Source organism: Phycicoccus sp. 3266, from assembly GCF_031456495.1.
Classification (GTDB): domain Bacteria; phylum Actinomycetota; class Actinomycetes; order Actinomycetales; family Dermatophilaceae; genus Pedococcus.
Genome location: NZ_JAVDUW010000002.1, coordinates 778,764 through 797,960 on the forward strand (window position 1 = coordinate 778,764; position 19,197 = coordinate 797,960).

22 protein-coding genes are annotated in these 19,197 nt (G+C 73.7%); 21 read left to right on the plus strand and 1 reads right to left on the minus strand.

The features are described 5' to 3' along the window. Positions 1–8 precede the first annotated feature (8 nt). The 12 genes from J2X64_RS13525 to trmD all read left to right on the plus strand — a co-directional run bounded on the left by J2X64_RS13525 (position 9) and on the right by trmD (position 10,890). Positions 9–1,097 carry an amidohydrolase family protein gene (locus tag J2X64_RS13525; protein WP_310155355.1) on the plus strand — a complete coding sequence of 363 codons (1,089 nt, stop codon included), beginning with the start codon at positions 9–11 and terminating at the stop codon, positions 1,095–1,097. A 153-nt stretch (positions 1,098–1,250) separates the two neighbouring features. Beyond that, complete coding sequence (locus J2X64_RS13530; protein ID WP_310155358.1) at positions 1,251–2,291, plus strand: sulfate ABC transporter substrate-binding protein; 1,041 nt, start codon at positions 1,251–1,253, stop codon at positions 2,289–2,291. 3 nt (positions 2,292–2,294) lie between these two features. Beyond that, positions 2,295–3,164, plus strand: coding sequence for a sulfate ABC transporter permease subunit CysT (gene cysT / locus J2X64_RS13535; RefSeq protein WP_310155360.1), 870 nt, complete (start codon positions 2,295–2,297; stop codon positions 3,162–3,164). Then, positions 3,161–3,967: a sulfate ABC transporter permease subunit CysW gene (gene cysW, locus J2X64_RS13540; RefSeq protein ID WP_310155364.1), complete on the plus strand. Its 807-nt coding sequence runs from the start codon at positions 3,161–3,163 to the stop codon at positions 3,965–3,967. Before cysT ends, cysW begins: the two co-directional genes overlap by 4 nt. Then, positions 3,964–4,974 carry a TOBE-like domain-containing protein gene (locus tag J2X64_RS13545; RefSeq protein ID WP_310155368.1) on the plus strand — a complete coding sequence of 337 codons (1,011 nt, stop codon included), beginning with the start codon at positions 3,964–3,966 and terminating at the stop codon, positions 4,972–4,974. Before cysW ends, J2X64_RS13545 begins: the two co-directional genes overlap by 4 nt. A 50-nt stretch (positions 4,975–5,024) precedes the next feature. Then, a complete protein-coding gene (locus J2X64_RS13550; RefSeq protein ID WP_310155370.1) occupies positions 5,025–5,498 on the plus strand; it encodes an Rrf2 family transcriptional regulator in 474 nt (157 codons plus the stop codon). Then, complete coding sequence (locus J2X64_RS13555; RefSeq protein ID WP_397444051.1) at positions 5,495–7,051, plus strand: SDR family NAD(P)-dependent oxidoreductase; 1,557 nt, start codon at positions 5,495–5,497, stop codon at positions 7,049–7,051. Before J2X64_RS13550 ends, J2X64_RS13555 begins: the two co-directional genes overlap by 4 nt. Further along, positions 7,048–8,040, plus strand: a complete 993-nt coding sequence (locus J2X64_RS13560; RefSeq protein ID WP_310155373.1) for a phosphotransferase — start codon at positions 7,048–7,050, stop codon at positions 8,038–8,040. Before J2X64_RS13555 ends, J2X64_RS13560 begins: the two co-directional genes overlap by 4 nt. A 238-nt stretch (positions 8,041–8,278) precedes the next feature. Beyond that, entirely contained in the window at positions 8,279–8,758 is a 480-nt protein-coding gene (rpsP, locus tag J2X64_RS13565; protein ID WP_310155376.1) for a 30S ribosomal protein S16, read from the plus strand. Between the two features lie 2 nt (positions 8,759–8,760). Further along, a complete protein-coding gene (locus J2X64_RS13570) occupies positions 8,761–9,003 on the plus strand; it encodes an RNA-binding protein (protein WP_310155379.1) in 243 nt (80 codons plus the stop codon). Between the two features lie 113 nt (positions 9,004–9,116). Beyond that, positions 9,117–9,671: a ribosome maturation factor RimM gene (gene rimM / locus J2X64_RS13575; RefSeq protein WP_310155383.1), complete on the plus strand. Its 555-nt coding sequence runs from the start codon at positions 9,117–9,119 to the stop codon at positions 9,669–9,671. A 13-nt stretch (positions 9,672–9,684) separates the two neighbouring features. Continuing rightward, positions 9,685–10,890: a tRNA (guanosine(37)-N1)-methyltransferase TrmD gene (gene trmD, locus J2X64_RS13580; RefSeq protein ID WP_310155386.1), complete on the plus strand. Its 1,206-nt coding sequence runs from the start codon at positions 9,685–9,687 to the stop codon at positions 10,888–10,890. A 34-nt stretch (positions 10,891–10,924) separates the two neighbouring features. Here the strand turns inward: trmD and J2X64_RS13585 are convergent, their stop codons facing one another. Next, positions 10,925–11,683 carry an ABC transporter permease gene (locus J2X64_RS13585; RefSeq protein ID WP_310155389.1) on the minus strand — a complete coding sequence of 253 codons (759 nt, stop codon included), beginning with the start codon at positions 11,681–11,683 and terminating at the stop codon, positions 10,925–10,927. Between the two features lie 170 nt (positions 11,684–11,853). On the opposite strand from J2X64_RS13585, the gene J2X64_RS13590 reads away from it, so the two are divergent. The 9 genes from J2X64_RS13590 to J2X64_RS13630 all read left to right on the plus strand — a co-directional run bounded on the left by J2X64_RS13590 (position 11,854) and on the right by J2X64_RS13630 (position 19,110). Continuing rightward, the gene (locus J2X64_RS13590; RefSeq protein WP_310155393.1) at positions 11,854–12,921 is read left to right on the plus strand and encodes a LacI family DNA-binding transcriptional regulator; all 1,068 of its coding nucleotides are present in this window, start codon (positions 11,854–11,856) and stop codon (positions 12,919–12,921) included. Positions 12,922–12,947: 26 nt separating this feature from the next. Beyond that, positions 12,948–13,157: a hypothetical protein gene (locus J2X64_RS13595; RefSeq protein ID WP_310155396.1), complete on the plus strand. Its 210-nt coding sequence runs from the start codon at positions 12,948–12,950 to the stop codon at positions 13,155–13,157. 210 nt (positions 13,158–13,367) lie between these two features. Beyond that, complete coding sequence (gene rplS, locus J2X64_RS13600) at positions 13,368–13,727, plus strand: 50S ribosomal protein L19 (protein WP_310155398.1); 360 nt, start codon at positions 13,368–13,370, stop codon at positions 13,725–13,727. Positions 13,728–13,807: 80 nt separating this feature from the next. Then, the gene (lepB, locus tag J2X64_RS13605; RefSeq protein ID WP_310155401.1) at positions 13,808–14,617 is read left to right on the plus strand and encodes a signal peptidase I; all 810 of its coding nucleotides are present in this window, start codon (positions 13,808–13,810) and stop codon (positions 14,615–14,617) included. Beyond that, positions 14,614–15,966, plus strand: coding sequence for a signal peptidase I (lepB, locus tag J2X64_RS13610; RefSeq protein ID WP_310155405.1), 1,353 nt, complete (start codon positions 14,614–14,616; stop codon positions 15,964–15,966). The genes lepB (J2X64_RS13605) and lepB (J2X64_RS13610) overlap by 4 nt, the downstream gene beginning before the upstream one ends. 1 nt (position 15,967) lies before the next feature. Further along, positions 15,968–16,783, plus strand: a complete 816-nt coding sequence (locus J2X64_RS13615; protein WP_310155407.1) for a ribonuclease HII — start codon at positions 15,968–15,970, stop codon at positions 16,781–16,783. Then, positions 16,780–17,097, plus strand: coding sequence for a DUF2469 domain-containing protein (locus J2X64_RS13620; RefSeq protein ID WP_310155408.1), 318 nt, complete (start codon positions 16,780–16,782; stop codon positions 17,095–17,097). Before J2X64_RS13615 ends, J2X64_RS13620 begins: the two co-directional genes overlap by 4 nt. A gap of 97 nt (positions 17,098–17,194) precedes the next feature. Then, on the plus strand, positions 17,195–17,569 hold the full coding sequence (locus tag J2X64_RS13625) for a YraN family protein (protein ID WP_310155411.1): 375 nt from the start codon (positions 17,195–17,197) through the stop codon (positions 17,567–17,569). Further along, a complete protein-coding gene (locus J2X64_RS13630) occupies positions 17,566–19,110 on the plus strand; it encodes a YifB family Mg chelatase-like AAA ATPase (RefSeq protein WP_310155414.1) in 1,545 nt (514 codons plus the stop codon). The genes J2X64_RS13625 and J2X64_RS13630 overlap by 4 nt, the downstream gene beginning before the upstream one ends. Positions 19,111–19,197 lie beyond the last annotated feature (87 nt).

Here is a 19,197-nt window from a genome sequence, read left to right on the forward strand (position 1 = left end):
GTCGGCGCATGAGCGCACCGGTGCTGCACCTGCAGGGGGAGATCCTGGTCGGGCCGCAGGAGGTGCGACCCGAGGCGTGGGTGGTCGGGGGGCGTCTGACCTTCGACCGGCCGACCGCGGCCGGGGCCGACGTCGAGACCCTCCGCGGCTGGGTGCTGCCCGGCCTGGTCGACGCCCACTGTCACGTGGGGCTCGACGCCCACGGTGCGGTGGACGACGAGACCTCCGAGGCGCAGGCCCTCGCGGACCGGGATGCCGGCACCCTGCTCATCCGCGACGCCGGCTCACCGGCCGACACGCGCTGGATCGACGACCGCCCGGACCTGCCCAAGGTCATCCGCGCGGGGCGGCACATCGCCCGCACCCGGCGGTACATCCGCAACTACGCCTGGGAGGTCGAGCCCGACGAGCTGGTCGACCGCGTCCGGCTCGAGGCCAAGGCGGGCGACGGCTGGGTCAAGCTCGTGGGCGACTGGATCGACCGTGACGCAGGCGACCTCACCCCGTGCTGGCCGGTGGACGTCCTCACCGACGCCATCGCGGCCGCCCACGACGAGGGCGCCCGGGTCACGGCCCACTGCTTCGGCGAGGCGTCCCTCTACGACTTCGCCGCCGCGGGGACCGACTGCATCGAGCACGCCACCGGGCTCGAGGACGAGACGATCGCGCAGTTCGCCGCGCAGGGGATCGCGATCGTTCCGACCCTGGTCAACATCGCGACCTTCCCGCAGATCGCCGAGCCGGCACGGGAGAAGTTCCCCGAGTACCACCGGCGGATGCTGGCCCTGCACGACCGGCGGTACGCCACGATCGGCGCCGCGCGCGACGCCGGCATCCCCGTCTACGTCGGCACCGACGCGGGCGGGTCGCTGCGCCACGGGCTCGTGGCCGAGGAGGCCGCCGAGCTCACCCATGCCGGCTTCAGCCCGGAGGAGGCGCTCTGGGCGGCGTCGTGGGGTGCCCGCCAGTGGCTCGGGCGGCCCGGGCTGGAGGAAGGCGCCGACGCCGACCTCGTGGTCTACGCCACCGACCCCCGGCAGGAGATCCGCGCGCTGGCCGCGCCCGAGCACATCGTCCTGCGCGGCGTCACCGTCTGACCGACCGTCGAGCGCCGCCTCCAGGGGTCGGGTGGCGGACCACATCGCGAGACATAATCACGCGTTATTTGACCGATAACCTAGTGCTATCGAAAACTCCTTCCTGTCACGTAGGAGATGCGCACCGCGCGTCCGTCCCCCGAGGAGTCCCCAATGCGTTCCCGTCCCCGCCTCGCCCTGGCCGCCACCGCGACCGCAGGTGCGCTGGTGATGTGCGCGTGTGCGGGCGGCGGTGCGAGCGACGCCGTGGGTGCTGCCGGCGACGCGCAGCCTGCCGGCGCGACGACCACCACGCTCAGCCTGTACGGGTACGCCGTCCCCAAGGTGGGCTACGACAAGCTGATCCCTGCGTTCCAGAAGACCGCCGCCGGCAAGGGAGTGCAGTTCCAGCAGTCCTACGGCGCGTCCGGTGACCAGTCCCGCAAGGTCGCCGCCGGCGCCGCAGCGGACGTCGTGAGCTTCTCGGTCGAGCCGGACATCACGCGCCTGGTCAAGGCCGGGCTCGTCGACCCGAGCTGGAACGCCGGCAAGGACAAGGGCATCCCGTTCGGGTCGGTCGTCACGATCGTCGTGCGCAAGGGCAACCCCAAGCACATCGAGGACTGGGACGACCTGCTCAAGCCCGGTGTCGAGGTCGTCACCCCCAACCCGTTCAGCTCGGGGTCCGCGAAGTGGAACCTGCTCGCCCCGTATGCCGCCAAGAGCCAGGGCGGCAAGGACGAGAAGGCCGGGCTGGCATACCTCGACGCGCTCGTCACCGACCACGTGAAGGTGCAGCCGAAGTCGGGTCGCGAGGCGACCGAGACCTTCCTGCAGGGGACCGGCGACGCGCTGCTCAGCTACGAGAACGAGGCGATCTTCGCCGAGCGCAGCGGGGACCCGGTCGAGCACGTCACGCCGCCGCAGACGTTCAAGATCGAGAACCCCGTCGCGGTGCTCAAGGGGAGCAGGAACCTCAAGGTCGCGCAGGCGTTCGACGACTTCCTCTTCACGCCGCAGGCGCAGGACCTCTGGGCGCAGGCAGGCTTCCGACCGGTCGACCCGACCGTGGCCGCGAAGTACACGAAGGACTTCCCGCAGCCGCAGAAGCTCTGGACCATCGACGACCTCGGCGGCTGGAAGGCGGTCGACGGCTCCCTCTTCACCAAGGGCACCGGAGCCATCGCCGTGATCTACGACAAGGCGACGAAGTAGGCGATGACCGCGACACTCACCCCGCGCCGGGACGACACCGAGGTGTCGTCCCGGCCGGCGCGCCCCGAGCCGGCCAGGCGCCCCCGGTCCATCCGGCCCCTCGGCGTCGGCGTCGTCGGGCTGTGGCTCAGCGTCATCGTCCTGCTGCCCCTCGCCGCCCTGGCGGTGACCTCGGTGCAGGGCGGCCTCGCCGGGTTCGCCGCGGCCGTATCCGAGCCGGGTGCCCGTGCCGCCCTCTGGGTCACGGTCTGGGTGTCCGCGGTGGTCGCCGTCGTCAACGCGGCGATGGGCACGGTCGTGGCCTGGGTGCTCGTGCGCGACGACTTCCCCGGCAAGCGCGTGGTCGACGCCCTCATCGACCTGCCGTTCGCGCTGCCGACCATCGTCGCGAGCATCGTCCTGCTCTCGCTGTACGGCCCCAACAGCCCCGTCGGCATCCACCTCAACGCCACCCAGCCCGGGCTGCTCGTGGCGCTGGCCTTCGTCACGCTGCCCTTCGTCGTCCGGTCCGTGCAGCCCGTCCTGATCGAGGCGGACCGCGAGGTCGAGGAGGCCGCGGCGTCGCTGGGAGCCTCGAACCTCACGACCTTCCGCCGGGTCGTCCTGCCCACCCTCGCGCCGGCGATCGTGAGCGGGGCGGGGCTCGCCTTCGCCAGGGCCATCGGCGAATACGGCTCGGTGGTCCTCATCGGCGGCAACATCCCCAAGAAGACCCAGGTGGCCTCGCAGTACATCCAGCAGCAGGTCGAGACCGACCAGCCGGTGAACGCCGCCGCGGTCTCGGTGGTGCTGCTGCTCATCGCCTTCGTCACGCTGTTCGTCCTGCGCGCCCTGGCCGGTCGCGGCCGGGCCCGGGAGGCGGGCGAGTCGTGACGACCTCCAGGGGCGCCCGGCTCGGGCTGCGCGCGCTCGCCCTCGGCTACGTCGGCCTGCTCGTGGTCGTGCCCGTGGTCCTGATCCTGTGGCGCTCGTTCGCACCGGGGCTCGGGGAGTTCCTCGCGTCCGTGCGCACCCCGGCTGCGATCTCCGCCCTGAACCTGTCCCTGCTGATCGTCGCGATCGTGGTCCCGCTCAACGTCGTCTTCGGTGTCGGCACGGCGCTGGCACTGGTGCGCGGCCGGTTCCGCGGGCGTGGGCTGCTGCAGGCGGTCGTCGACCTGCCCTTCGCGGTGTCGCCCGTCGTGGTCGGGGTCGCGCTCATCCTGTTGTGGGGAGTGGGCGGCTGGTTCGGGTTCGTCGAGCACCTCGGCCTCAAGGTCATCTTCGGCCTCCCGGGGATGGTGCTGGCCACGCTCTTCGTGACGCTGCCGTTCGTCGTCCGCGAGGTGGAGCCCGTCCTGCACGAGGTCGGCACCGAGCAGGAGCAGGCCGCGGCCACCCTCGGGGCCGGGTCCTGGACGACCTTCTGGCGGATCACCCTCCCGGCGATCCGGTGGGGTCTGACCTACGGCGTGGTGCTGACGGTCGCCCGCGCCCTGGGGGAGTTCGGGGCCGTGATCATGGTCAGCTCCGGCTTCCCGGGCGTGTCACAGACGCTCACCCTGCTCGTGCACTCCCGCTACATCGACGACCACAACACCTACGGCGCGTATGCCGCCGCCACCCTCCTCATGGGGCTGGCCGTGCTGACGCTGCTGCTCATGACCCTGCTCGACCGCAAGAGGAGCACCCGATGATCACCGTCAGCGGCGCCCGCAAGACCTACGGCTCCTTCACCGCCCTGGACGGCGTGGACCTCGACATCCCGGCCGGGACGCTCACGGCCCTGCTGGGTCCCAGCGGGTCCGGCAAGTCGACCCTGCTGCGGGCCATCGCCGGTCTCGAGGGCCTGGACTCGGGCACCGTGGCGATCGCCGGGCGCGACGTGACCGGCCTCCCGCCGCAGAAGAGGGGGATCGGTTTCGTCTTCCAGCACTACGCAGCCTTCAAGCACATGACGGTGCGCGACAACGTCGCGTTCGGCCTCACGATCCGCAAGCGGCCCAAGGCCGAGGTCGCGCGCAAGGTCGACGACCTGTTGGAGATCGTCGGCCTCGACGGGTTCCAGCACCGCTACCCCAGCCAGCTGTCGGGCGGCCAGCGCCAGAGGATGGCCCTGGCCCGCGCGCTCGCCGTCGACCCCGAGGTGCTGCTGCTCGACGAGCCGTTCGGCGCGCTCGACGCGAAGGTGCGGGCCGACCTGCGCCGGTGGCTGCGACGCCTCCACGACGAGGTCCACGTGACGACCGTCCTGGTCACGCACGACCAGGAGGAGGCGCTCGACGTCGCCGACCGCATCGCCGTGCTCAACCACGGCGCCCTGGAGCAGGTCGGCAACCCCGTCGAGCTCTACGAGCGTCCCGCGAACGACTTCGTCATGGGCTTCCTCGGGTCGGTGGCCCGGCTCGGCGGCCGGCTCGTGCGACCGCACGACATCGAGCTGTCCCACGACCGCGCCGCCGCCGTGGCCGCGGACTCCCGGGTGCCCGGGTCACCGGGCGTGGTGCCGGCCGTGGTCGAGCGGGTGGTGCGGCTCGGCTTCGAGGTCCGGGTGGAGCTGCGCGCCGACACGGGGGAGCGGTTCGCCGCACAGGTGACGCGTGCCCAGGCCGACGACCTCTTCCTGCGCGCTGGCGAGACCGTGTACGCCCGCGCGACCGCCGCTCCCGACTCCCTCGAGACCGACCCGGCCCTGGCCATCTGAGGCCACCGGCCGCCGGGCCGTGTCGGGCGGAGGGTCCCACGTGCGCCACAATGGCGCCCGTGGACATCTCGGCGCGCACGGAGTACGCGGTGCGCGCGATGCTCATCCTCGCCGAGGCCGCGACGACCGCGGCCGGGCCCGTGAGCGTCGAGACGCTGGCCTACCGCCAGACGCTCCCGCGCAAGTTCCTCGAGGCGATCGTTGCCGACCTGCGGGCGGCGGGGCTGGTCCGCAGCACCCGGGGAGCCCGCGGCGGCTACTCGCTCACCCGCGAGCCGCGCGACATCTGTCTCGGTGACGTGTTCCGCGCCGTCGACGGGCCGCTCGCGGAGGTGCGCGGGCTGCGGCCGCACGAGACGGCATACGACGGCGTCGCCGAGCACCTGCCCACGGTGTGGGTGGCGGTGCGCGCCAGCCTGCGCACGGTGCTCGACGAGACCTCCCTCGCGGACGTGCTCTCGGGGCGGCTGCCCGAGCACGTGCAGGCGCTGGCCTCGGACCCGCAGGCGTGGGTGAGCCGGTGAGCACCTCGACGCACGACGTCCCGGCGCCGACCGGGGGCGACGCGGCCGTCGGCTCGGCCCCGGCCGGGATCGACCCCGACGACCTCGCGACCGCCCTGCGGGTCCTGGCGCAGCTGCCCACGCTCGACGCCGACCACCCCGACATCCAGACGGTCAAGCGCGCGACGGGCCGCATGTACAAGCAGATCCGCAAGGCCCGGCGCCGCGAGGCCCGCCAGCCGCAGGTCGACCACGACGAGGCGCTGCTCGCGCGCACCGCGACCGGTTCGCCCATGCGCATCGACGACGAGACCAAGGGCATCCTGCTCACCGTCCCGCCCGTGGGCACCACCGTCGGCGAGCTGATGAAGCCGCGCGGCTGCTACATCTGCAAGGCCGACTACACGACGGTCGACGCGTTCTACCACTGGCTCTGCCCGCCCTGCGCCGCGACGAGCCACGCCAAGCGCAACCAGCGCGCCGACCTCACCGGCAAGCGCGCCCTGCTCACCGGCGGACGCGCCAAGATCGGCATGTACATCGCGCTCATGCTGCTGCGCGACGGCGCCCGCCTCACCATCACGACCCGCTTCCCCAAGGACGCCGCGCGGCGGTTCGCGGCCCAGGAGGACTCGGCCGACTGGATCGACCGGCTCAAGGTCGTCGGCATCGACCTGCGGGACCCGACCCAGGTCGTCGCGCTCGCCGACGAGGTGGCCTCCGACGGGCCGCTGGACATCCTCGTCAACAACGCCGCCCAGACGGTGCGCCGCAGCCCCGGCTCGTACTCGAACCTCGTCGAGAACGAGGAGGTGCCACTGCCTCGTGGCACCCGGCTTCCCGAGATCGTCACGTTCGACCGGGTCAGCGAGGCGCACCCTGCCAACCTCGTCCGGACCCTCGGCCACCACCAGGTCGCCCACCACGAGGGCGAGTCGACCGAGCACGCCGCGCAGGAGCTCGCCGCCCGCACCGCGGCGCAGATGACCTCGATGGCGCTCACCGCCGGGCACGCGAGCCTGGACGCCCACCTCGCCGGCACCGCGGTGGACGCCGGCGGCCTGCTGCCCGACACCCAGCGCACCAACTCGTGGACGCACACGGTCGACGAGGTCGACCCGCTCGAGCTGCTCGAGGTGCAGCTGTGCAACGCCACGGCGCCGTTCATCCTCGTCTCGCGGCTGCGACCCGCGATGCGTGCCGCGGTCCAGGCGGGGGCGCGACGGGCCTACGTGGTCAACGTGTCCGCCATGGAGGGGCAGTTCTCGCGCCGCTACAAGGGCGCCGGCCACCCGCACACCAACATGGCCAAGGCGGCCCTCAACATGCTCACGCGCACGAGCGCGGGGGAGATGTTCGAGAAGGACCGCATCCTCATGACCGCCGTCGACACCGGCTGGATCACCGACGAGCGGCCGCACCACGAGAAGCTGCGGATCGCGGCCGAGGGCTGGCACGCCCCGCTCGACCTCGTCGACGGCGCCGCCCGCGTCTACGACCCGATCGTGCGCGGTGAGGCCGGCGAGGACGTCTACGGCTGCTTCGTCAAGGACTACGAGCCCAGCCCCTGGTGAGCGAGCCATCGGTGGACCGGCTGGGGGAGTGGGTGCGCGAGGCGTTCGCACTCGGTGCCGGGCCGCTGCGCCGCGAGGCCGTCGCCCGCGGGGCCCGCGGGCTGGTGTCGCGGCTCTCGGTCGGCGACGCGGCATACGCCCTCAAGCAGCCGGACGAGGCGGTGGACGAGGCCGAGGTGCGTGCGGAGGCCGCCCTGCTCGACCACCTCGCCGCGGCGGGCGTCGAGGTGCCGGTCCATCTGCGGACCACGACGGGTGCGTATGCCGGGCAGCTGCCGGCAGCGCTCGGCGGCGGTGCCGTCCGGGTCACCCGCTGGGTCGAGGGGGTGCGGGCCGCCTCGGCGCCGCGGGCACCGGCCGCCGTGGGCGCGCTGCTGGCTGCCCTGCACCGCGCGGCGCCGCCGGCCGCGAGGCCGCCGGGCAGCTGGTGGACCACGGTGTCCGCCCCGGAGGTGTTCTCCGACCTCGCCTCGCGCGCCTCGGACCGGCCCTGGGGGCCGGAGCTCGCCGCCCGCCTGCCGGACCTGGCGGTGTTCGCCGCGCTGGTCGCCCGCGCCGGGCGCGGTGCCGGCCCGTGGCTGGTGGGCCACCGCGACCTGCACCCCGACAACGTCCTGGTGGCACCCGACGGGTCGCTGCGCGCGCTCGACTGGGAGGAGGCTGGCGCGGTCGACCCCGGGCGGGAGCTCGCGAAGGTGCTCGTGCAGTGGCACGTCGACGGCGACCGCGTGGACGAGGACGCGGTGCGGACGACGGTCGCGGCATACCGCAGCGCCGGCGGCCCCGGGCGGGTCAGGGGCGAGGAGGATCTGGCCCTGGTCCTGTGCACCGAGCTGAACTTCCTGGTGCGACAGGCCGAGCGGGCCCTCGACCCACGCACGGGCGACGAGGCGCGCGGTCTCGCGTCTGCCGACATCGACCTCTCGCTGCGGTCCTACCTCCCGCGGCCACGGACGTTGCGGCGGGTGGCCGAGCTCGCCGCCGGCTGACCGCGCAGCCGGCCGCCCGGATCGCCCCGGCCCGGCCCGCTCCGGCCGGGGGCCGATCGGGCCCGCTCCGGGCCGCGTGGTCCGGAGCACCCCCGGAGTTCTGGCAGAATGGGCGGCTGTACCCGTGCGGTGCGGGCCCTCTACCCCGACCGCGCGCCTACCCCGAGCCTCGGCCCCCCGCGTGTTCCCCACCCGGTCTCGCCGTGCTCACAACGAAGAAAGTGAGAGGTCCACACTCGTGGCCGTCAAGATTCGTCTCAAGCGGATGGGCAAGATCCGCGCCCCGTTCTACCGTGTCGTCGTCATGGACTCGCGCACCAAGCGCGACGGTCGTGCGATCGAGGAGATCGGCAAGTACCACCCGACCGAGGAGCCCTCGGTCATCGAGATCGACATGGAGCGGGCCGACTACTGGCTGGGCCAGGGCGCCCAGCCCACCGAGGCCGTCGCCGCCCTGCTCAAGCTCTCCAAGGAGGGCAACGTCAGGACCAAGCCGGCCAAGCCCTCCAAGAAGGAGCTGTACGAGGCCGCCATCGCCGCTGCGGGCAAGACCTCGGACGACGCGTCCGGCGCCACCACCCCGAAGAAGCGCGCTGCCAAGAAGGCCGACGAGCCGCAGGCTGACGAGGCCAAGGCCGAGGAGGCTGCCCCGGCTGCCGACACCGACTCCGGTGCCGCTGCCGCGGAGAGCACCGACGCCGACGCGGACAAGGCCTGACCGTGCTGGAGGAGGCGCTCGAGCACCTCGTCAAGGGGATCGTCGACCACAAGGACGACGTCGTCGTCCGGCGCAAGGAGCTGCGTCGTGGCGAGATCCTCGAGGTGCGCGTGCACCCCGACGACCTCGGTCGCGTCATCGGCCGGTCCGGCCGCACCGCCAGCGCGCTGCGCACCGTCGTGGGCGCCCTTGCGGGTGGCCGCGGCGTCCGGGTCGACATCGTCGACACCGACCGCGTGCGCTGACCGGCCGCACCACCACGGCGAGGGCCGTCGGGAGCTCGCTCCCGGCGGCCCTCGCCGCGTCCCCGACGTCCTTCGCCGCGTCCCCGGCCCCTGCGCCCTGAGAGGATCCCGACATGCCCGTCCCGTCCGACGCCCTGCTCGTCGCCCGCATTGGCAAGCCCCACGGCCTGCGCGGTGAGTCCACCGTGCAGGTGCACACCGACGACCCCGGGCGCCGGTTCGTGCCGGGCACGACGTTCCTCACCGAGGCGGCGCCCGGCTGCGGCGTGCCGCGCCAGCTCACGCTGCGCAGCTCCCGCCTCCACCGCGACATCTGGCTGCTCGGCTTCGAGGAGATCCCGGACCGCACCGGCGCGGAGTCGCTGCGCGGCACCCGCCTGTTCCTCGCGGCGCAGGACCTCGTCGAGGAGCAGGAGCCCGAGGACGAGGAGGACGCCTGGTACGAGGAGGACCTCGTCGGGCTCGAGGCGGTCGGCACCGACGGCGCCACGATCGGGCGCGTGAGCGGCCTGGAGACCGGCACCGCGCAGGACCTGCTGGTCATCGAGCTCGCCGGTGGCGGGGAGGCGCTCGTGCCCTTCGTCGAGGCGATCGTGCCCGAGGTCGACGTCGAGGGCGGCCGCGTCGTCCTCGACCCGCCGCCGGGCCTGCTCGAGCTCAACCGCTGATCGGCGCGACCGCATGCGCATCGACGTCGTCTCGATCTTCCCCGAGTACCTCGCCCCGCTCGACCTGTCGCTGATCGGCAAGGCCCGCCGTGACGGCCTGCTCGACGTGCGCGTGCACGACCTGCGCGAGTTCGCCCACGACCGGCACCGCACCGTCGACGACACCCCGTACGGCGGTGGTGCCGGCATGGTCATGAAGCCGCAGCCGTGGGCCGAGGCCCTCGACGCCGTGGTGCGGTCCGGTGCCGGCCGGGCCGACGGCGCCCGGCCCCGGCTCGTCGTGCCCGGTCCGGGAGGGACGCCGTTCACGCAGGCGATGGCTCGCGAGCTGGCGCAGGAGCCGTGGCTGGCCTTCGCCTGCGGCCGGTACGAGGGCATCGACGAGCGTGTGTACGAGCACGCCGCGCAGGACCTCGGGCTGCGGGTCGACGTCGTCTCGCTCGGCGACTACGTGCTCAACGGGGGAGAGGTGGCGGTGCTGGCCGTCACCGAGGCCGTGGCCCGGCTGCTGCCGGGCGTGATCGGCAACGCCGAGTCGCTGGTCGAGGAGTCGCACGAGGACGGCCTGCTCGAGTACCCCGTCTACACCAAGCCCGCGTCCTGGGAGTCCGCTCCCGGCACCACCCGCGACGTCCCGCGCGTGCTGCTGTCCGGCGACCACCGGGCGATCGCGCAGTGGCGCCACCAGCAGCGGCTCGAGCGCACGGCCGCTCGCCGCCCCGACCTGCTCCACGCCTCGCAGCCCGTCGGAGCGCTCGCCGACCTCGACCTCGCGCTCGCGACCGCCGCCGACGCCCCCGAGCTCATGGTGCTGACCCGGGCCTGTTGGGTGGGCGAGATCGCGCGGTACGGCATGTTCGGGGCCGGGGAGGAGTCGGTGGAACAGGTCGCCGACGACCTCACCCGCTGGCAGACCTGGGTCTTCCGCTCCGGCGGTCGCCTGGTGGCCTCGGTCCGTGGCCGGCTCGACCCGCAGGACCCCGCCACCTGGCAGATCGGCCGCCTCATGGTGGCGCCCGACCTGCAGCACCGGGGGATCGGCCGTGAGCTGCTCGCCTTCGCGGAGGCGCAGGCGCCGGCGGGCGCGACGGCATACTGGCTCAACACGGGGGCGGGCAGCGACCGCAACCTTCGCATCTACCGCAAGGCGGGCTACCGGGTGCGCCCCGGTGAGGGCTCCTTCCCGGGGACCGTCGACCTCACCAAGCGCCGGCGCTGAGCGTCTCCCTCGAGAGGCTCGGCGAGGGGGGCGGTCAGTCCACCAGCCGCCCGACGAGCACGGGGGTCAGGAGGCGGCGGCCGGCGATGAGGCGCTCGCCGACGCTGACCGTCACCGTCTGCGCCGCCATGATCCCGAAGAGCACGAGCACCTGGGCGGTCGCGGCCTGCACCGGTGAGCCGCCGCCGAGCATGACGCCGATGAAGGCGCCCGGCAGCGTCACCACGCCGGTCGTCTTGACCTGGTCGAGCCCGGGCAGCAGCGCCTCGGGGGCGCGCCGGTGGACGATCTCCTCGATGGCCTGCGCGGGCAGCAGGCCCAGGCTCAGGCACGCCTCGTACTGCTGGTGCTCCTCCTCCAGCGCGGCGAACGCCCGGCGCCCCAGCAGCGTGTGCGCCGTCATCGCGTTGCCGACGATGATCCCGCCGACGGGGATGACTGCGATGCCCTCGGGCGGGATCGTGCCGGTGGCGAGGACCACCGCGAGCACGGGGAGCACGCCCGCCGCCATGGCCGCCGCCGCCCACGGCCACGCCTGCGGCGCGCCCACCCGGCGGGTCGTGGTGAGGACGCCGATCGCGAACATGACGACGAGCAGAAGCGCGGACAGGGCGAGGCTGCGCACGACCGCGGCGATGACGAGGGCGGCCACCGCCAGCTGGGCCACCGCGCGCAGGGCGGCCACGACGACGGGGCGCTCGAGCCCGTAGCGGCTGACGCGGTGGGCGGCGAGGGTCACCGCGAGGAGCAGCACGAGCGCGAGCGCGACGGGCCACCCGGGGTTGATGGTCACCGGGTCACCGTATGCCGGGGAGGCAAGGGGCTCCGCGCAGGCGGGGGCGAGCGCTGCGAGCGGATGTCGGGTTGTCGGCGGGAATAGTCTTCTGTATCGTTCTACTTGAACGATTTAGTAGATCGATGCAGACGGCGTCGATGGCGGCGCGAGCAGAAGGAGGGAGCGCGATGGGTGGGGTGACCCTCAAGACCGTGGCCGACGAGGCGGGCGTGTCCGTCTCGACCGTGTCCAACGCGTACAACAAGCCCGACCAGCTCTCGGCCGAGGTGCGCACCCGGGTGCTCGAGACCGCGAAGCGGCTGGGCTACCCGGGGCCCAACCCGGCAGCCCGCAGCCTGCGCTCGCAACGCGCCGGCGCGATCGGGCTGCTGCTCACCGAGCGGCTCTCCTACGCCTTCTCCGACCCGTACTCGGTCGGCATGCTCGCCGGCCTCGCGGAGGTCGCCGAGGAGCACCGCACGGGGCTCCTGCTCATCCCGCTCCCGTCGCTGGCCGACCCCCAGGACGAGGAGGAGGCCCGGCTGGCCGCCGACACCATGCGCCAGGCGGTCGTCGACGGGGTCGTCGCCTACTGCGTCGACGAGGACCACCCGGCCCGCGCCGTCGCCCTCGAGCGCGGGCTGCCGATGGTGTCGACGATCGACATCGGGTCCGGGGACGAGCGCCACGGGTTCGTCCTCATCGACGAGTACGGCGCGGCACACGCCCTCGGACGCCACCTGGCCGACCTGGGCCACCGCCGCGTCGGCATCATCGTCGACAGCCGGCACCACACCGAGCGGCCGGAGGTCGTGCGACCCGAGGACGAGGGCGACCTCTACGTCGACAGCCGCCCGCGCCTGCGCGGCATCCGCGACGCGCTGGGCGACGATGCGGTCGTGACGGCCGTCTACGCCGGTCACAACTCCCGCGACGCGGGCGTGCGCTCGGCCGCCTTCCTGCTGGACCGGCGCGAGCGCCCCACCGCCATCGCGGCCGTGAGCGACGTCATGGCCTTCGGCGCCATCGAGGCCGCGACGCAGCGGGGGCTGGTCATCGGCCGCGACCTGTCGGTCACCGGCTTCGACGACGTCCCCGCCGCTGCCCAGGTGGGCCTCACCACGGTCCGCCAGCCCATCGCCGAGAAGGGCCGCCTGCTGGGGCGGATGCTCCTCGACCCCACGTTCACCGAGCGCCGCCTGGTGCTCGACACCGAGCTCGTGGTGCGGTCCAGCACCGGGCCCGCCACTCCCTGACCACCACCTCCCGGAAGGAGACCCCCATGAGCGACTACCTCGCCCTCACCACCATCCGCCGCCACCGGTCCGAGGCCGCCTCGGCCCTCCCGGGCGCGCCCGTCGTCGACGACGGCTGGCGCCCGGCCCCGCTGGCGACGGCCCGACCCGTCCGGCGCTCGGTCGCGGCAACCCTGCGGGCCGCCGCATCGGTCGAGCGCCGCTGGGCGGACCGCCTCGACCCGGCCTGCGGCTGAGCCGACGGCCGGGTCCCCGCCGATTTCTGGCGGGGGCCCGGCCCGTGGCAGAATGGCTCCTCGCGTCCGCGGAAACCCACGGCCCCTGCCACAGGGGGAGTGCCGACCTCTCGGCACGTGGCCGTCTCCGCACGCCGGGCGCACTCCGTACACCACGCACCACCGACAACCCTGGGCGACCTGTGGCGCCGAGAAGAAAGCGATTCCGCCATGCAGCGTTTCGACGAGCTCGACAAGGCCTCCCTCCGCGAGGACGTCCCCGCCTTCCGCGCCGGTGACACCGTCAAGGTGCACGTGAAGGTCGTCGAGGGCACCCGCTCCCGCATCCAGGTGTTCCAGGGTGTCGTCATCCGTCGCCACGGCGGCGGCGTGGGCGAGACCTTCACCGTCCGCAAGGTGTCCTTCGGCGTCGGTGTCGAGCGCACCTTCCCGCTGCACACCCCGATCATCGACAAGATCGAGGTCGTGACCCGCGGTGACGTCCGTCGCGCCAAGCTGTACTACCTGCGCGACCTGCGCGGCAAGGCCGCCAAGATCAAGGAGAAGCGCGAGACCACGCCCGCCAAGTAAGGCGCTGCGATCTCCCACTCCCTCCCCGCCTCGTGTCCGCCGTCCGCCGGCACAGAGTCGGGGGTTAGGCTCCGGGTGCGATGAACCCCGAACCGGAACCACTCCAGCAGGACCCGGCCGCCGCGTCAGCCCCGTCTGACGCGGCGGCGTCGTCCGGTCATGTCCCGGCACGCTCCGCCGGCACCTCGGCGCAGGAGGCGAGCGACTCCGAGCGCCCTGCCGGACGAGGCACTCGTGGTCCCTCGTGGCTGCTGCTGGTCGGCATCGCCCTCGTCGTGATGGTGCTGGTGCGAGGGCTCCTCGTCCAGTCCTTCTTCGTCCCCTCGGGGTCGATGGAGCCCACCATCGAGCCCGGTGACCGGATCCTGGTCAACAAGCTCGTGGGCGGCAGCTCGCTCGAGCGCGGGGACGTCGTCGTCTTCGACGGCACGACGACCTTCGCGGCCGCCGACCGGACCCCCCACCAGGACGACGGCCTGATCGGTCGCACCCTGGCCTCCGCCGCCCGGCTCGTCGGTGTCGACGTGGGCGAGCAGGACTTCGTCAAGCGGGTCGTGGGGCTGCCCGGCGACAGGGTCGTGTGCTGCGACGACGAGGGGCGGCTCACCGTCAACGGCGTCGCCGTCACCGAGCCGTACGTCTACCCCGGCGACAAGCCGAGCGAGCTGACCTTCGACGTCACCGTGCCCCGGGGTCGTCTCTGGGTCATGGGTGACCACCGCGGCGACAGCGCCGACTCGCGGGCCCACCTCGGCGACCCGGGTGGCGGCACCGTGAGCACCGACGACGTCATCGGCCGGGCCGTGGCGACGTACTGGCCGCTCTCGCGGCTCGGGACCTTCCCGCCCCCCTCGCAGCTGTCGCGGATCCCGCGGGGGAGCACCCGGTGAGCGCCGGCGACGGCGCACGTGACGAGGGCCGGGGACGCCGGCACGGACACGGCGAGGGCGACGGCTGGCTGGGGTGGGAGCGAGGCTCCGAGCCCGCGGACGTCGACCCGACGAGCCAGGACCAGGCCGACGAGACGACCGGCCCGTGGCTGCGCCACGACCTGTCCTCCGCGCGGTCCGACCAGGGCGGCAGCGCGCGTGAGGGGTCCCCGTGGCTGGCGCCCGAGCTCGATGTCCCCGATCACGCGGCCGCCCGGGAGGCGGCGCCCGACACCGCCGTGCCTCCCGCGATGGCCGGCGGCCAGTCGTCCGTGGCGAATGCCGGCCAGTCGTCGGTGCCGACCACCGGGGGGAGCTCCCCACGGCGCTGGACGCCACCGCCGACGGCACCCCCGGCAACGCAGACGCTGCCGGCTGCGCACACCCAGCCGGTCCGGGTCGCCGACACCGACCCGTCCTCAGGGGCCGCGGAGGACGCGGCAGAGGCGGCCACCGGCCCCTCGCGGCGCCACCGCAGGCACGGGGACGACGAAGGTGCGGACACGCCCGCCGGCGGCCTGGCCGTGCTGGGGGCAGCGGTCAAGGAGTTCGCCATCGTCGTCGGGATGGCGCTCGTCCTCTCCTTCGTCGTCAAGACCTGGCTGCTGCAGGCGTTCTACATCCCCTCGGGGTCGATGGAGAACACCCTGCAGGTCAACGACCGCGTCATCGTCAGCAAGCTGACCCCCGGGCCGTTCGACCTGCGCCGGGGCGACATCGTCGTCTTCGGCGACCCGGGGAACTGGGTCGAGGCGCCGGTCGAGCAGCAGCACGGCAAGGTCGTGACGCTGGTCCGGGACACCATGATGTTCATCGGCCTGCTGCCCGACGACGCCGAGAACCACCTCATCAAGCGCGTGATCGGCCTGCCCGGCGACCACGTGGTCTGCTGCGACGCCGGCGGCCGCCTCACGGTCAACGGCCAGCCGGTCAAGGAGCCGTACCTCAAGCCGGGCGTGGCCCCGAGCGACCAGAACTTCGACATCACCGTCCCGCGCGGGCGCGTCTGGGTCATGGGCGACAACCGCTCCGGATCGTCGGACTCGCGCTTCCACGACGCCCCCACCGACGACGGCAGCCTCGGCTCGGTCGACGAGCGGCTGATCGTGGGCCGGGCCGTGGCGCTCGTCTGGCCGCTGGACCACATGACCTGGCTGTCCAACCCCTCGTCCACGTTCCGCAAGGTCCCGGCGCCGGCCGCCGACTCCAGCCGGTTCGGCGACCCCGGGGGCTCGGACGGCACCGGCGGGACCGGCACCGAGGCGCCCACGACCGGAGGCGGGACGGTGGACGGCGGGACGGGTGGCTGACGTGAGCACCTCACGCCGGCCCGCGACCCGCAAGCCCGCGACGAGCCGCAAGCCCAGCCTGCGCGTCGAGCGCCAGCTCCAGCGCGACGGCCACCGCGTCCTGGCGGGGATGGACGAGGTCGGCCGTGGTGCCCTGGCGGGGCCGGTGACGGTCGGCGTGGTGCTCATCGACGAGACGTCCCGCAGCGCCCCCACCGGGGTCAAGGACTCCAAGCTGCTGACGCCCGCAGCCCGGGTGGCGATGGTGCCGAGGATCCGGCGCTGGGCCCTGGACTTCGCGGTGGGGCACGCCTCGCCCGCCGAGATAGACGAGATCGGCATCATCGCGGCGCTGCGCCTCGCCGGGATGCGCGCCCTCGCCGCCGTCGGCACCGTCCCGGACCTCGTCATCCTCGACGGCAACCACGACTGGCTCACCGCGCCCGACGAGGTGGGGCTGTTCGCCTTCGCCGACGAGTCGGGACCGGCCACGCCACCGGTGACCACGATGATCAAGGCCGACCTCAAGTGCTCCTCCGTCGCTGCGGCGTCCGTGCTGGCGAAGGTGGAGCGTGACGCCCTGATGGTGGCCGCCGCCCCCGAGCACCCGGCATACGCGTGGGAGGAGAACAAGGGGTATGCCGCGCCGGAGCACCTCGCGGCGCTCGAGGCGTACGGCGCGACCGACCTGCACCGGCGGTCGTGGCGGCTGCCCGGGGTGGCGGGCGAGAATGAGGGTGCGGCACCGGCGGGACTGCCGGTGGACGACGACGAGACGGGTGCGGGGACGGCCGCAGGGGCGACCCCCGAGACGAGCGCGGAGATGATCGCGAGATGAGTGCCGAGGACCTCGAGAAGTACGAGTCCGAGATGGAGCTGCAGCTCTACCGCGAGTACCGGGACGTCGTGGGGCTGTTCAGCCACGTCGTGGAGACCGAGCGCCGGTTCTACCTGTGCAACTCCGTGGACGTGAAGGTGCGCTCGGACGGGGGCGAGGTCTACTTCGACGTCACCATGCAGGACGCGTGGGTGTGGGACATCTACCGTCCGGCCCGGTTCGCGAAGCAGGTGCGGGTCGTGACGTTCAAGGACGTCAACGTCGAGGAGCTCGCCAAGTCCGACCTCGAGCTGCCCAAGGGCGAGGGCTTCTAGCTCCTTCGTCCACAGGCCGGCGGAACCGTCGGCGCCGTCCACAGGGCGTGCGGCCCGGGCTGTCGTGGTGGCCCCTGCGGGCCGGACGCTGGGCGGCATGACGGACGGTGCGGACGACCCGCGACGAGCGCTCGGCAGGTACGGCGAGCAGCTGGCGGCGCGGTACCTGGGGGAGCGCGGGCTCACGGTGCTCGACCGCAACTGGCGGTGCGCCCACGGCGAGATCGACCTCGTGGCGCGCGACGGCGACTGTCTCGTGTTCTGCGAGGTCAAGACCCGGCGCTCGCAGCGCTTCGGTGCGCCGGTGGAGGCGGTCGACCGGCGCAAGGCCGCGCGGTTGCGGCGGCTCGCCGCGGCGTGGCTGCAGGCCCACGACGAGCATGCCGACCGGGTGCGCATCGACGTCATCGGGATCCTGCGACCGAGGGTCGGCCCGGCGGTCGTGCGCCACCTGCAGGGGGTGGGGTCGTGACGTTCGGGTCGACCCGGTCGGTGACGCTCGAGGGCCTGACGGGTGCCGTGGTGGAGGTGGAGGCGCACCTGTCCGGCGGGCTCCCGGCGTTCCTGCTCAGCGGGCTGCCCGACACGGCGTGCTCGCAGGCGCCGAGCAGGGTCAAGGCCGCCGCGGCCAGCATCGGCCGGTCGCTGCAGCAGGACCGCATCACGGTCAACCTGTCGCCGGCGTCCATCCCCAAGAACGGCAGCGGCTTCGACCTGCCCATCGCCGTCAGCGTCGCGGCGGCCCTCGACCTGGTCCCCGCCGAGGTCGTGCGACCCGTCGTCCACCTGGGTGAGCTCGGCCTCGACGGGTCGGTGCGGGCCGTCCGGGGAGTGCTGCCGGCGGTGTTGGCCGCTGCCCGGGCGGGGTGCACCGACGTCGTCGTCCCCGTCGCGAACGCCGCCGAGGCGGCCCTGGTGCCCGACGTGCGCGTGCACGCCGTGCGACACCTCGCCGACCTCATCGCCGCGTATGCCGCGTGCTCGCCGGGCGACCCGCTCCAGGTCGGCGTGGCGGTCCCGGCTGCGCAGGAGGTGGGCGGTCCCGTGGCCCCGCCGGACCTGGCCGACGTGGTCGGCCAGGAGGAGCCGCGGAGGGCGCTCGAGCTGGCAGCCGCCGGCGGTCACCACCTGTTCCTGCTGGGACCACCCGGGTCGGGCAAGACGATGCTCGCCGAGCGTCTCGTCACGATCATGCCGAGGCTCACGCGCGAGCAGTCGATCGACGTGCTGGCCGTGCGCTCGCTGCTCGGTGTGACGGCCGCCGAGCTGGACCTGGCCGGCGTGCCGCCGTTCGTCGCGCCGCACCACAGCGCCACCCAGGCCGCCGTGATCGGCGGGGGCAGCGGGGTCGTGCGTCCCGGGGCGATCAGCCAGGCCCACCACGGTGTGCTCTTCCTCGACGAGGCTCCCGAGTTCAAGGTCGGGGCGCTGCAGGCGCTGCGCCAGCCGCTCGAGTCCGGTCACGTCGTCGTGGCCAGGGCCCGGTCTGCGGTCCGGTTCCCGGCGCGCTTCCAGCTCGTGATGGCGGCGAACCCCTGCCCGTGCGGGCTGGGCTTCGGCAAGGGCGTCGGCTGCTCCTGCTCGCCGAAGGCCAAGCGCGGCTACCTCGCGCGGCTGTCGGGACCGCTCCTCGACCGCGTCGACCTGCAGGTCCAGGTACCTGCCATCACCCGGTCCTCGATGGTGACCGGCGGCGGGGAGCCGAGCGCCGCCGTGGCCGAGCGCGTCGCCCGGGCGCGGGCGGCGCAGACCGAGCGGTGGGCCGCGACGCCGTGGCGCCTCAACAGCCACGTCCCGGGCGCACGCCTGCGCCGCACGCCGTGGCGGCTCCCGAGCTCGACCACGGTCGACATCGACCGCGCCCTGGACCGTGGTGCCCTCACCCTGCGCGGGTACGACCGGGTGCTCCGCGTGGGCTGGACGATGGCCGACCTCGCCGGCCGGTCCCGGCCGGGGCGTGACGACCTCGGCCAGGCGCTGACGTTCCGCAGCCAGGGTGCGGTGGCCGCATGAGCCGGCAGCCGGGTCCCGACGGGCCCGTTCGCGGTGCCGTCCCGCCCGGTGGGCGGTGGCCGCGTGCGTCGGAACGCCCCACGGCGG

Bases quoted from the DNA above. Each gene is read 5' to 3' on its own strand.
- rplS (WP_310155398.1), top strand. From the start codon at position 13,368: ATGCAGCGTTTCGACGAGCTCGACAAGGCCTCCCTCCGCGAGGACGTC.
- J2X64_RS13530 (WP_310155358.1), top strand. From the start codon at position 1,251: ATGCGTTCCCGTCCCCGCCTCGCCCTGGCCGCCACCGCGACCGCAGGT.
- trmD (WP_310155386.1), top strand. From the start codon at position 9,685: ATGCGCATCGACGTCGTCTCGATCTTCCCCGAGTACCTCGCCCCGCTC.
- J2X64_RS13545 (WP_310155368.1), top strand. From the start codon at position 3,964: ATGATCACCGTCAGCGGCGCCCGCAAGACCTACGGCTCCTTCACCGCC.
- J2X64_RS13590 (WP_310155393.1), top strand. From the start codon at position 11,854: ATGGGTGGGGTGACCCTCAAGACCGTGGCCGACGAGGCGGGCGTGTCC.
- lepB (WP_310155401.1), top strand. From the start codon at position 13,808: ATGAACCCCGAACCGGAACCACTCCAGCAGGACCCGGCCGCCGCGTCA.
- J2X64_RS13620 (WP_310155408.1), top strand. From the start codon at position 16,780: ATGAGTGCCGAGGACCTCGAGAAGTACGAGTCCGAGATGGAGCTGCAG.
- J2X64_RS13595 (WP_310155396.1), top strand. From the start codon at position 12,948: ATGAGCGACTACCTCGCCCTCACCACCATCCGCCGCCACCGGTCCGAG.
- J2X64_RS13625 (WP_310155411.1), top strand. From the start codon at position 17,195: ATGACGGACGGTGCGGACGACCCGCGACGAGCGCTCGGCAGGTACGGC.
- J2X64_RS13525 (WP_310155355.1), top strand. From the start codon at position 9: ATGAGCGCACCGGTGCTGCACCTGCAGGGGGAGATCCTGGTCGGGCCG.
- J2X64_RS13550 (WP_310155370.1), top strand. From the start codon at position 5,025: ATGGCGCCCGTGGACATCTCGGCGCGCACGGAGTACGCGGTGCGCGCG.
- cysT (WP_310155360.1), top strand. From the start codon at position 2,295: ATGACCGCGACACTCACCCCGCGCCGGGACGACACCGAGGTGTCGTCC.
- rimM (WP_310155383.1), top strand. From the start codon at position 9,117: ATGCCCGTCCCGTCCGACGCCCTGCTCGTCGCCCGCATTGGCAAGCCC.